Source organism: Actinomadura decatromicini (assembly GCF_008121305.1).
GTDB classification, from domain to species: Bacteria; Actinomycetota; Actinomycetes; order Streptosporangiales; family Streptosporangiaceae; genus Spirillospora; species Spirillospora syzygii.
Window position 1 is genome coordinate 251,555 of sequence record NZ_VSRQ01000009.1, and the last position, 12,803, is coordinate 264,357.

At 69.6% G+C, this 12,803-nt stretch carries 7 protein-coding genes and 1 pseudogene; 1 reads left to right on the forward strand and 7 read right to left on the reverse strand.

Annotation, left to right across the window (positions count from 1 at the left end; all coding sequences use genetic code 11):
- Positions 1-82 precede the first annotated feature (82 nt).
- Positions 83-418: pseudogene (locus FXF68_RS44840) on the forward strand (DJ-1/PfpI family protein); the annotation flags it as partial.
- A gap of 273 nt (positions 419-691) precedes the next feature.
- On the opposite strand, the gene FXF68_RS35675 reads toward FXF68_RS44840, so the two are convergent.
- The 7 genes from FXF68_RS35675 to FXF68_RS35705 all read right to left on the reverse strand — a co-directional run bounded on the left by FXF68_RS35675 (position 692) and on the right by FXF68_RS35705 (position 12,564).
- The gene (locus FXF68_RS35675) at positions 692-2,320 is read right to left on the reverse strand and encodes a carboxylesterase/lipase family protein (protein WP_148767337.1); all 1,629 of its coding nucleotides are present in this window, start codon (positions 2,318-2,320) and stop codon (positions 692-694) included.
- Between the two features lie 658 nt (positions 2,321-2,978).
- On the reverse strand, positions 2,979-5,912 hold the full coding sequence (locus FXF68_RS35680; protein WP_148767244.1) for a hypothetical protein: 2,934 nt from the start codon (positions 5,910-5,912) through the stop codon (positions 2,979-2,981).
- Between the two features lie 154 nt (positions 5,913-6,066).
- Positions 6,067-7,185 (reverse strand): serine hydrolase domain-containing protein, encoded by a 1,119-nt coding sequence (locus tag FXF68_RS35685; RefSeq protein WP_187438275.1) that lies wholly within the window; start codon positions 7,183-7,185, stop codon positions 6,067-6,069.
- A 346-nt stretch (positions 7,186-7,531) separates the two neighbouring features.
- Positions 7,532-8,104: a Pycsar system effector family protein gene (locus FXF68_RS35690; protein ID WP_148767246.1), complete on the reverse strand. Its 573-nt coding sequence runs from the start codon at positions 8,102-8,104 to the stop codon at positions 7,532-7,534.
- A gap of 44 nt (positions 8,105-8,148) precedes the next feature.
- Entirely contained in the window at positions 8,149-10,227 is a 2,079-nt protein-coding gene (locus FXF68_RS35695) for a tetratricopeptide repeat protein (RefSeq protein ID WP_148767247.1), read from the reverse strand.
- A 117-nt stretch (positions 10,228-10,344) separates the two neighbouring features.
- Positions 10,345-11,181 (reverse strand): hypothetical protein, encoded by an 837-nt coding sequence (locus FXF68_RS35700; protein WP_148767248.1) that lies wholly within the window; start codon positions 11,179-11,181, stop codon positions 10,345-10,347.
- Positions 11,182-11,637: 456 nt separating this feature from the next.
- The gene (locus FXF68_RS35705) at positions 11,638-12,564 is read right to left on the reverse strand and encodes a carbon-nitrogen hydrolase family protein (protein WP_222870243.1); all 927 of its coding nucleotides are present in this window, start codon (positions 12,562-12,564) and stop codon (positions 11,638-11,640) included.
- Between the last annotated feature and the right edge of the window lie 239 nt (positions 12,565-12,803).

Below are 12,803 nucleotides of genomic sequence, written 5' to 3' on the forward strand. Positions count from 1 at the left end.
GAGCCTCCTTGAGCTGCTGTTGGAGCGGATCGACTCCAGCCTTGTGGGCCCGTCAGCCACAGATCCGGACCTGGGGAAGGCGATGGCACGCGACGTCGTGTTCGTGGTGTTCGACGGTGTGAAGATGCTCGACGTGGCAGGTCCAGCGGAGGTGTTCGCCGAGGCCAACCTGTTCGGCGCCGCCTACGCGGTGCGCTACGTGTCCCCGTCCGGCAAGCCGGTGCTCTCCTCGTTCGGGATCGAGTTGCCGACCACCGAGGAGGCCGCAGCCGTACCCGACCCCTACACAGTGGTCATCGCCAGCGGTGACGTCCTGGTCAGCTGCCCGATTCCGGTCGACCTAATCGCCGCTGCCCACCGACTTCACTCGCGCGCCCGGCGACTGGTGTCGATCTGCACCGGCTCCTTCGTGCTCGCGCGGCCGGGCTATTATCCGGCCGCCGCGCCACCTTCCTCTGGCGGCATGCCTCGCTCCTGGCCCGTGCCCACCCCGGCGTCCAGGTCCAGTCCGAGACGATGCGCCGCGTCTTCGTGGCCCGCTTCGGGGGCTCGCCCAGCCGATATCAGGCGCGGTTCTCGACCACCCGGCCAGGGGAACAGGAGCCCGAGGACCGCTAGCCCTGACCGGGCCGCAGAGAGCCAACACCGGTTCGGGTGCCGCCCTAGCGCGGCACCCGAACCGGGTCGACGGTCAGTGGTTGTAGGGAGTGAGCTTGTTCCAGAAGTCGCAGTGGTGCTGGCGTGCGATCTCTCGGGTCAGCTCACTGTCGCCCGCCGGGGCCAGGGACATGACGTCCGGGTTCTGGCGGGTGAACCGCGGCCACAGGGGCGCGCCCGGGACGGTCGGGTCGCCGGTGCGGGCAAATCCCGTCCACTGGGCCGTGATCTGCGCGCCGAACGCCTGCTGGTTGGGCGTGAACTGCTGCCCCGGACGAGGCGACAGGAACTGGTTCAGCAGGACGTGGAACGCGCCGTTCGGCTTGGTCTGGTCGAGGAAGCTCGCCGGTGGGGCATCGGAGTTGTCGGACTGGTAGCCGTACACGGTGATATAGCGCGACATCCGCTGGTGGTTGAGCAGGGACGGGCAGACGGAGTTGGAGTCGGCCGCGATCGTCCGGTAGGCGATGAACGCCGCGGGCGCGGGGAAGCGGTCCAGCGGGTATAGGGCGAACACCTTGGAGGCGTACCGTCCGTACTGCTGCTGGACGAGCCTGCTGTAGTCCGCGGGCGTGTTGGCGGACGCCAGTTGGGTCTCGTCGCGGTCCACGCCGTGCATGAGCGTCACCTTGTTGATGTGGCCGGTGACGAACGCCTTCGCCGGGGACATGGTCAGGGTCTTGCCGTCGACGATCGGCGCCATCGTGCCCTGGTCGGGGCCCATCCCGTCGCCGGACTTGTCGAGCAGCGTCTTCACCGGCACCTGGCGCAGGCAGGCGGCGGTGTCGGCGGCGTTCCCGCAGCCGACGGCGGCGGCGAACCGGTCGCCGGTCCGATGCGCCTGCTCCGCGGTGGGCAGTTCTGACTTGCAGTCCTGCGGCTGCCATGAAGTGTTGGTGCCGAGCAGCGAGTTGTACTCCCCGCTTTGCGCGATTCCCTTCTGGAACAGTCCCTTCGCGGTGGGGGAGACGGCGTTCGCGCAGACGCTCGACCCGCCCGCGGACGCGCCGTAAATGGTCACGTTGTGCGGATCCCCGCCGAAGTTCGCGATGTTCCGCTGGACCCAGCGCAGCGCTGCCTGCTGGTCCTGGAACGCGTAGTTGCCCGAGTGGCGGCCCAGGTCCTTGTGCGCCATGAAGCCGAAGATGCCGAGCCGGTAATGCACTTCCACCGAGATGACGTTGCCGGAGCGGACGAGGTGGCTTCCGTCGGCCGGAGTGCCGAACCTGAACCCGCCGCCGTGGATCTGGACCATGACCGGCAGCCGTTTGGCACCGGCGTTCACGGGCGCCCGGACGTTCAGGTTGAGGCAGTCCTCGTTGGTCGATCCGGCGCCCAGCCCGTCCGCCTGCGGGCAGTTGTTGCCCTTCTCGGTCGCGGGGAACGTCGAGGTCCAGGCGGGTGCGGGTTCCGGCGGCGCCCAGCGCAGCCTGCCGACGGGAGGGGCGGCGTACCGGATCCCGAGCCAGGAGGCGACGCCGTCGGAGACCGTCCCGCACACGGATCCCTTGTCCGTGCTGACGGTCGTGCCGGACGCGCAGTCGGTCGTTTCGGAAAGTGTCGTGGACGGGGCGACCGGGGCCGCGGACACCGGGGAGGTGAACATCGTCGCCGCCGCCGCGGCGGCGATGACGATGGGCCATCTGAGTTTCTTCGGCTCCATGCCGACCTTCTCTCTCACGCGGGGGATCGGACGGCGCCGCAAGGAAATGGAGGCGCCGTGGTCGCGGGGAAGACGGCCACACCGCCGAGGACACGGCGCCGCGCATCGCCGCAGGACACGACGATGGGCAGCCCATATTCCCGGTAATGCGCAGCGCCGTGAAATAGGGCGATGCGCCGGACTCTCTGGTCTGGGGCGTATGGTGTGGCGAGGGGTCAGGGTTGTTTTTCCGGGGCCGGTGGCGGCAGTAGCGCCTTTACTTCTGCCGAATGCAGTGCGTTCGCATCACGAGGGCGGGTGAATCGAAGATTAAAATGGCGTTTTAGAGCCGGAAAGGGCCAAGTGCCGCCGTGTTCTGCCAGTGGCCGTGTTCGAGCGACGACCGGGGCGGGTGATCGGTGAGCGGTCGGATCCTTGCGATCAGCGGTCGTTCCGGGGCGAACCCCCGCTTTCGGCCGTAATTAAACCGACAGATCGGGATAATCCTCGCAAAGCGTGCAGCTCGCCGTGCGTTCCCGACCGCTCGGCGCAGCGGCCCGAAGCTCGACGCGCCCGCGCGTCTGTTCGCCGCGGCACCCTCCTGACCTCCCAAGTGATCGCGTGACCCCCGCCCGCCACGACCCGCTCGAACGTCGCGCGGACGCCTCAGTGGAACCCTTCAGCTGGCGTCGCCGTGGGCCCGCCACCAGTCGGCCGCCGCGTCCGTGGCGAGGCCGGTGGCCCAGAGGTCGGCCGGGTCGTCGGGCAGCAGGCGTTCCCGCACCGCGTCCCGCATGGGGAAGGAGATCGTGGCGCCGGTCGTGGGGATGCCGTCGTCGAGGACCTCGGCGGGGAAGTCGCAGGCCGCGACGGCGTCCGCCACCGTGAAGCCCGCGCGTTCCGCCAGGTCGCGGACGGTGGCGGCGGCGTCGATCGGTGCGGGGCCGCGCTCGGCCAGCAACCGGATGAGCCGGACGACCCGGTCGGAGCCGCTCCAGCCCCAGCAGGGAACGGGTGCCAGAACCGCTCGCCAGCCGGGCGGCCCGACCGGGCCGAACGTCCCGCCGGGGGCGTACTCCACGGCCGTCGCGGTCCTGGCGTGCCGCTGGTAGTCCATGATCAGCAGGGCGCCGGTCGGGGTGCGCCAGAGCTCTCCGGGCGCCGTCCTCTCCAGTTCCTTGTCGACCATCTGACGCTCGGCGTTGGACTGCCCCTCGCCGCCCGCCGGAGTGAGGCGCAGGATCCGGCAGGCCGCCGTCGCCGTGCCGTCGCCGATCGGGGCGTTGGCCCAGAGACGCAGGACGTCGAGGACGCCTTCGCGCCGCGCGTCGGTGGTCCAAGGCAGAACGGCCGGGAGCGCGTGACCCGCCAGGGTGTCCATGCCGACGCCCACGTGGCCGGCGCGTGGCAGGGAGACCGTCCGGACGAGGTAGGGCTCGCCGGCCGCGGGTTCGCCGGTCGTCGCCGACTCCAGCGCGCGGGCCAGCAACCGCTGGTGCACGAGCCACCTGGTCCGCGCCGCGGTGCGCGCGAAGGGCAGGTCGGACGCCGGTGTGACCAGCGCGGGCAGCGCCGGAGGCTGCGGACGCCCGGTCCGGTCGCGCAACTCGACGGCCAGCAGCAGGCACTCGACGGCCGTGCGGGCCGCTTCGAGGACGCCGTCGCGCAGCGCGGGCGCGGTCACCTCCGGCAGCACGGCGTCCAGCGCGTCGGCGGCCGCGCGCGGTCCGGTCAGCGTCGCCTCCAGCAGGCGCGCCGCGCGCTCGCGGTCGAGACGTCGCAGCGCCGCCGACCCGTCCGGGTCGACCGGGTCGCGCCGCGACCACCAGCCGGGCGGTGGCACGAGCCCGTTCTTCGTTCTCATGACGGGCGAGAAGAGCAGCCGGGCCGTCCGGGTCCCGTCCGGGGCGGTGACGGTGATCGCGCCGCGGCGCAACCGGACCTCGCTCGGCCCGGCGGCGCCCGGGAAGGTCACCTCGGCGGTTCCGGGCGCCTCGGGCCGGGCGGTGGCGGTGTCGGGGTCGAGGGTCAACGCGACGGTCTGGCCCGTCCGCCCCTCGACCCGGAACGTCTGCCAGACGCCGTCCCGGATTCGCGACAGGAGGCCGGTGCGGCCGTCATACCAGGGCAGCAGCCCCTCCGGCAGTTGGGGAAGTCTCACCGACAGCTCGTCGTCGCCGATGACGGACGCGTAAGCGTGCCAGGACCGTTCCGTGATGGTGAGGAATCCCAGGTGCTGGACGATCGTCCGGCCTGATTTCGGGGACTTGTGCGGCATTCCATCGCCGGGCACGGCCAGTTCGGCGGGAACGCCGCCGCGCAGGACCAGCAGCAGGGCGTCCACGGGATCGGCGGGTTCGAGCCCGTCGGCGACGTCCGGCTCCACGTCGAGAAGACGGCCGGGGCCGGTGAGCCGCACCAGCCGGTGCAAGGCGTCGTGCAGGAAGGGGAGGTCTCGGCGGCCCGCGTCGGCCTTCCATGCGTCGACGGCTTCGCGCACCACCTCGCGGGTCTCCGGCAGGCTCCAGAGCGCTCGCATCGTGGCCGCGTAGTCGACGTTGCCGAAGTAGCCCATGTCGCGGACGAACGCGTCCAGCAGACTGGCGAAACGCTCGCGTCCTTCTGGGCTGGACGCCACGTCCGCTGCCTGCTGCTCCACGTCGAAGGCAGGCTCCCACCAGCGGGGCGAGTCGGTGGTGAGTTCCCCTTGGGGGATGATGTGCCGGTAGTCGGGAGGCGGAATCGCGGGGTCCGTTTCGTCGCCGAGTACCACCTCGGACTCCGGGAACAGACGACTCCCGGCCTGGTCGACGAGCCTCAGCAGGACGGTCGCCGCGCAACCCCGTCCCACGGTGCCGAACCACCGCGCCGACAGGTGCGTCCCCGCCCCGCTCTCGGCCAAGGTCTCCAGCCACATCTGCCGAATCTCCTCGGCGACCTCCTCGCCGCTCTCCTCCTCGTGCCGGGGCCGGTCGGGTTCGGCGGCGATCAGCAGTTTCATCAGGTCGCCGTCGCGTCCGGCCACCGCGGCGAGCGGTTCCCGGGCGGCCGCCCAGACCTGGTGGGACGCGACGGGCATGAGCCCGGCGCGCAGCAGCCGTTCGGCCAGGAACGCCTCCTCGTCCCGCTTCTTGATCTTCGCGGCGCGGGCCAGCGCGCGAAGGTCGGGGAAGATCCGGGCGTACGGGATGAGCCCGGCGTCGAATCCCGCGCAGATCACCGCGCGGAAGCGGGCGTGCGCCTCCTCGCCCGGCAGCTCCGCGGCGAGCGTCTTGGCGTAGTCGCGCAGCGCGGCGGGGCCGACGCCTCCCGCGGGGACCAGTTCGAGGAAGACGTCCTGCACCCGGTCGAGGTCGCGTAGCGCGGGATGGTTCTTCTCGACCTTGCGCGCCTGCGCGAACGCCCAGAACGCGAGTTCGCGCTCGCCCGCCCGCGCCAGTTCCCGGCAGGCGTGCTCGAAGAACGGCGCCAGTTCGGCGGCGGGCAACGGGGCCGCGGCCTTGTTCAGCGTCTTCTTGGCGCCTGTGGGCCCGGCCGCGGCGAGATCCGCCGGTGCCGGCAACTGCGGGAACTGAGTCATCGCGTCCTTCGCTTCGATCGTCTGATCGACCATGAAACCCTGCGACGGCCCGCCCACGTGACCGGTTCCACGAAGCGGCACCGCGGGGGCAAGCCCGGCCCCGCCCGGAAGTGCCGCAGACAGCCTTCAACGAAGCGAGAGGACGCTCTTTCCTTCGGCCTCTTCCATGGGGCGGAGGAGCCGTCGTTTACGAGGCTGGGCAGAATACGGCCTGCATTGCTCTGCCCATGGCTTCGCCCGGCTCGGTGAGGTCCTTGACGCTCAGGGTGGCCGATATCGAAAGCTGGCGGCGGCCGTCTTCTGAGTAGAACGTCATGGCGAGGAAGCCGGGAGCGGTCCCGCCCGTGACGTAAATATCGTCGCCGCATTGGCTGCGGTGTTCACCCAGGGGTCGCGGGGGATTGGGCAGCCGGTCGGTCAGGACGCGCTGGAGTTCGGGCGGCAGCAGTTTGCCCTGGGTGAATGCCCGCTTGAAGGCGCTCACGTCGTGCGCGGTGGAGATCACGCCTCCGGCTGCCCCTCCGATGCTGGAATTGAGCCGGTCCACGTCGCGCAGCCTGCCGTCCGCGTCGGGATAGTAGCCGTGGCCGTGCGGCCCCTCGATGCCCTCCGGCGGTTTGACGGCGAGGTAGGTCTTGGTCATCCCCAGGGGGCCGAACAGGCGCGTGTGCATTTCGGTGGCCAGGTCGTGGCCGGTGAGTCTCTCGATGATCAGACCGAGCAGGGTGTAGTTGGTGTTGGAGTAGGAGAACTTCTCGCCCGGCTCTCCGGTCCGGGGCCGGGCGCGGCTCCACTTCACCAGATCGAGCGGCTGGTAGTGGGTCGTGAAGTCGAACGGGTCGAACGAGATTTCTCCCTCGGTTCCGTCCGGGTTCGGCTTGTCGGCGTACCAGTCGGGAATTCCGGAGGTGTGCCGGAGCATCTGCCGCACCGTGACTTCGTCGGCCCGCGCCACCAGATCGTTCTCGACCACTGCTGGAAGCAGGCCGGCTAGTTTATCGTCCACCCCCAGTTTGCCTTCGGCGACCAGTTGCAGCACCACGGTGGCCACCATTTCCTTGGTCTGTGACCCGATCCGGAAGCGGGCGTTCGCGGGTATCTTGCCGCCCCTGCCGTCCAGCAGCCGGGAGCCTGCGCTGCCCAGCCCGATGGGGCGTCCGTCGGCGTAGGCCCCGCCGACGGCCCCCACGACCCCGGGAGTCCTGGCGAGTTCCTCCATCGCCTTCTGCACGTTCCCCGTCCGCGCCGGGGCGGCGGTAGCAGGCCCGGAATGAGCCGTCATCAGCATCGTGACACCGACGGCCATCCCGGCCATCCTCAACGACACGTTCCTATTTGACGCAACACGCTCCCTTTTCTCTGATCACCAAGAGAAGCTTGAGCCCGCCACTATCGGCGCGGACACGTGCGGCCCACACCTCCACTGAATACGGGGGCATGTTGCGGTAGCGTTTGCGTTTTTCGATAGGCCCGCGATACACACTCTTCGGCATGCTCTATGGCTCGCACATACCTCCTCGAACCCGTGCAGCGCTGGGGGCGGCAGCCGAATATCTGCAAGTGAGGGCTGGCCGCTAACCCCTGCGGCCCGGTTGCGGACCGCCGCCCAGAGCCCTGCAGTAGCCCGACGTCCCCCGCCGTAGGGTTCGCCTTCAGCCGAGTGCCGAGACCGCGGCGGCAGCCAAGAACAGTACGAGGGCCGCAAGGAGCAAGCACACCGCGATTCGGAGCCTCTTGTAGCGATATCTATAGAGGCGGCAGCACCTCCACAGTTCGACGAGCGCGAACTCCAGGAGTTCGTCGGAGGAGGCTGTAAGAGCCCTGTGCTTGAAGGTCTCAAATGTGTTGGTGACTTCGTCGGCCTCGACATAGCAGTACAGGAAGGACGTGGCGGTTCCTTGATCGCGGGACTGAGGTCGCCAACTCCGGAGGCTGATCAGGGCCAGTGCGGCACCGCCGACTGAGAAGGCGACACAGCCGAGGGATGCCAAGGCGATCGCCACAAGGAGCGCGTCCGGCTTTTGGTCGCGCAGGGAGAGCACGAGCGTGGTTCCGGCGATCACGAGGGCGTTGGTACTGAGCACGGCCCCCGCGCGGGATGCGACACCGGCGCGAAGATGGTCGCATCGCACGATGTGCCAGTGCAGTGCCTCAAGCGTGGTGTCCGCTGAGCGGGCAGCCGTTTCCGACGCTGGTAAGGGGTCGGGAGTTCGCGTCTCGGTCATGGACGACTCCTTGCCTGCCGGCGGGCCGGATAACCCCGGGTCGGCTAGGTCCAAGGTTCTTCGACGTCCCCGGCGGCGGTCAGGCCGAAGCGGCGGAGCCGCTCGGCGCCCTGGTGGTCCCCGTTCCGCTTCCGCAGCCAGGTCAGGCGTAGCAACGCTTCGATGTTCCCGGCGTCGACGGCCAGCCGGTAGAGCCGTTCGGCGCCCTGCAGATCACCGGCTTTCGCTTGTAGCGAGGCCAGGAACACCATCCTCCTGGGGGCTGCGGTGTCGGCGGCTCTGAGAGCCGCTCGTTCGGCACCCTCACGATCACCGGGCTTCGCCTGTTTGCGCGCCGGGTCACCCGGTGCAGCGGGGGTTCCGGCGTCGGAGGCCGGTCGGAGGTGGTACTCAGCGCCCTGGAGGTCGCCGACCCCTTCCCGCAGCCACGCCTGGTCTTCCGGCGCTTCAAGGCGTTCGGCTCCGGCGGCCTGTCGGGCGAGTCGTTCCGCGCTCTGGTGATCACCGGCCTTTGCTCGCAGCCAGGCCAAATGGACCAGCGCGTCAGGGTGGCCGACTTCGGCGGCCTTTTCGGCGAGTCGTTCCGCGCCTTCGTGATCACCGGCCTTCGTCCACAGCTTGGCCAGGATCACCAGCACGTCGGGGTATCCGGCGTCGGTGGCCTGAAGGGCGAGTCGTTCCGCGCTTTCGTGATCACCGGCCTCCGCTCGCAGCAGCGCTAGCTTTGCCAGCGCGTCGGAGTTCCCGGCCTCGGCGGCCCGCCGGTAGAACTGCTCAGCGCCCTGGAGGTCGTCGGCTTCTTTGCGCAGCAGGGCCAGGTCCATTAACGCGTCTGAGTCTCCGACGTCGACGGCCCGCCGGTAAAGGTGCGCGGCGTGACGGTAGCGGCCTCTGCTCCTTGCTTGGTCACCCAGAACGAGGAGGTCGTGTGGGGCGCGGCTGTGTTGGGCGGCTGCGTCCCAGAAGGACGCCGGTGGGCAGATCAGGAGACGCTCGGTACGGCCGTGTTGTTCGAGGTAGTCAGCCAGCCGATACCGCCGGTGCGGCAAGGGCGGCTCACCGGGGCGGGCCCGGTGTTCGACCAGAGGGCCGGGCAGGAGCCGGTGCCGGGCGGTGAGCTCCTCCAACGCGGCGCGGAACCAGTCGCCGCCGCCGACCCGGTCCCATTCGTCGTCGTTAAGGTAGCCGGGGGCGGCGTCGTGGAGCAGGGGTTCGGGCAGGTAGAGGTTGTGTCCTAGTCGGCGGGCGTCCATCGCGGCCCACAGCACCGCGCGGGCCGCCGGGGTGGCATGTTCGTAGCGGCGCAGTAGTTCGGGGGCACCGGCCAGTTCCTGGGTGACGCGGCCGCTCGGCGCGCGTGTGCTGGCGGTGCGGAGCCGCGGATCGGTCTCGATCGTCGCGGCCAGATCGGCGAGCTGCGCAGCAGTGAACCCTGATGGTGCGGCGATGTACTCGGCCAGGTCGAGCAGTGTCCGCGCCGCGCGGTGCGTATCCGGCTTCGCGGGGTCGCCGCCGGCGGTCAGAGCCTGCCGGAAACCAGGCCACATCGACCCCAGAATCAGTACCGGCCCGCGCGTGGGGTCGGCCAGCAGCGACTGCAGTTCGGTCGCCACCCGTTCCCCGCCTGCGGGCTGCAGGTAGAACTGGGCCTCGTTCAGCCAGATCACCGTGCGCGGGGCGACCCGCCCGGCGCGCACCGCCTCGGCCAGCGCGGCCGGACGTTCGGGGGTGAGCGGATGCCAGACCCGCCAGTCGGGCAATTCGGCGCGGATCGCCTCCCAGCACGCCCGCGTCTTACCCGTTGAGGAATCTCCGACCACCACCACCACCATGCGGCTGCCGTGCGCCGCGTCCCCCACGGCGGCCCGCAACCGATCGTCGAACCCCGGCCGTGGTAGGTACACCGGCAACACTGGCACCTGCTCGGACGCGCCGGCGGCGAACGCTTGGTGGACCTCCAGCGCCAGCGCGTCCTGCTCGCCTAGATCACCGATCAACCGACCCAGCGGGGCTCCGGTGGACACCTCGCTCTGCCGGTCGACGTAGATGTACTGATCTCCGAAGTACTGGTTCCCGCCCGCGGTGTAGGCATCGCGGGCAGCGGTCACATGCTGGTGCACCACGGACTCGGTTGTGGGGTCGCCCCGGTCGGGCGGCTCCACTGGAGGGTCGCTTCCCACACCCTGCACGCTACGGACGCCCCTTGCGCAATGACCCGTTGCCGCCCGCAGAAGTAGCGGTCAGGCCATGTCCGGCCATGCCTGACCGCGTGTGACGCCCCTCGCTGTGGGTGTAGAGATGCGGTTGTCGGCGTACACGCAGTAGGCGGTGCCCTGGCCGACCACGAGGTTCGACAGGCGGTCCCGGACTATGACCGTGACCGTTTCGTCGTAGTAGTAGGGATCACCGCTGAGCTCGTGGACGTAGCCCGTGTCCGACCACTGCCCGGATTCGGGCACCGTGACGCTGTGGGTAACGTCCGGTCGGCCGCTGATGTTGTGGCGGGTGAACCGCAGGCCGTCCGCCGACGACTGGGACGTCGTGGAATAGACGTACTCCGTCCAAACTGAACGGTTCCCGAGGAAGTTCACGCCTGCGGTGGTCGCTGTGACGGTGTGCGCCTCCGGGGCACAGCGAAGCTGGACGGTGACGCGCTTGTCTTGGCTGCAAGAGGCGTCACGTTCGGCGACCGTGCCTCCGTTCGGGTTCAGCACCGTCACCCGGACGGTCTCGCCGTAGTAGGCGTAGTCGGCCGCGTTCCAGCTTCTGGTGTAACCCGCGACGTCCACGTTCGGATCGGACCCGGTGGTCATCGGCACCGACACGCTGCTGCCCAACTCCGGGAGCGAGCTGATCGCGCCGCCGGTGGTGACCCGGCTGCCGGTCCAGACCGTGAACTTCACGGTGTAGGTGAAGTTCGGCACGAGTGCCCCGGTCAGCCGGGTCGAGATCCGGTTGGACGCGCTGTCGCAGGTGATGGAGGCCTTCAATGGGGCGGCGTTCGCGGTGCCGGTGCTCAGGACCCCGGTGCCGAAGGTCGCCATGGTCAACGCCAGCAAGGCTGAGCGCATGCGCATGCGGCTTTCCTTTCTCGGACTTCTTGATCGAAATGACCGTCGGCAGCCTTTCCGGCCACGCTGTGAAGGCGCTGCGAGAACGCTGCCGTCCACTGCGCTGCGGCTGCCTTTCCCAGGCGGCACGGCGGTTTCGGCCGGACTGGGGCGGGTGGGAAGCGGCAGAACAGACCGTGTGATCCAGCCGGGCCCCGACATGCGGCGGAGGCGTCGGCCGAAGCCAGCGCGCCAGCCGCGCGACCGGTCCGCGGGCGCCACCTCACGTCGGTGGGGTGCTGGGGGAAGCCTTTGGCCTGATTGCGGATGAGTGCCTCTCGGCCTGCTCGGAGGTCGTTCCCGATTCCTGGGCGTCATTCGTTTCCGACCACTCCCAGCAGGCGCACACGGCGGCAGACGGCGCGACGTCCGCCTACGCCGTCCGGAAGGGCCGGGCCTTGGGCCTGGCAGGACCGGAAGTCGTCAATCGACGAACTCGGCCGGAACGGGACGACGGCGATCGACGTGGAGGTGGAGGACGTCGGCTCGTCCGTAATGACCGGTGGGGTCGAAGTTCTGGCGTTCGGCGCGGACGGCGGCGGGGTCGATGTCGGCGATGACGAGCCGTTCCTCGCCTGAGACCGGCGGAACGACCCATTGGCCGTCGGGCCCGGCGATGGCCGAGCCGCCGTCGTAGCGGGAGGCGCGCTCGGCGAGTTGGTCGCGGAAGGGGAAGTCGGCGGGGATGTCGGCGTAGGAGAACAAGGCGCCAGCGGCCAGGGAGTAGACGCGGCCTTCGAGGGCGATGAACCGGGTGATGTCGCCGGTGAGGCGGGACGAGCCGGGCCAGACCGAGACGTGCAGGTCCTCGCCTTGGGCGTAGAGGGCGTGGCGGGCCAGCGGCATCCAGTTCTCCCAGCAGCTCAGGCCGCCGACTGTGAGGCCGCCGAACTGATGAGTGCGCAGGCCGTGCCCGTCGCCGATGCCCCAGACCAGGCGTTCCTCGTGCGTGGGCATCAACTTGCGGTGGGCGCCGACGATCCCGCCATCCGGGGAGATCGCGACGAGCGTGCAGTAGACGGTCCCGCGGACCCTTTCGGTGATGCCCAGGTAGGTGAAGACCTTCAGGTCGCGGACGGCCTCGACAATCGCGCGTAGCTCGGGGCCGTCGAGTTCGACGGCGGCGTCCAGATAGGCGGCGTAGGCGCGTTTCTGGTCGGGATCGTCGAACCGGGCCCCGCCGGTCTGCTCGACCCAGAACGGATAGCCCGACAGGAACGTCTCGGGGAAGGCGACCAGGTCGATCCGGTCCGCGGCGGCCCGTTGAAGGAACTCCACCACCTTGGCGACCCCGGCGGTGGAGTCGAGCCAGGGGCATCGGGCTTGTGCTGCGGCGACACGCATGTCCATGATCCTCTCAGAATGGTCAATAGCACCGCATCGTCGCGAAGACCTGGCACGCTGAACGTGTACGCACCGGTTCCGTGGTTGTTCGAATGCGGAAATCCTTGCGCGATGGTGGCCAGACCGGCACCGGGCTCGCCTCGGCCCTGCGAGACAGCCGTGCAGCTCCGTGCCCAGCACCTTGCAAACTGCGAATTCGGCCTTGGGCCTGCCTGCCCGGCGTCCGGTTGAAACCGCCATGCCTA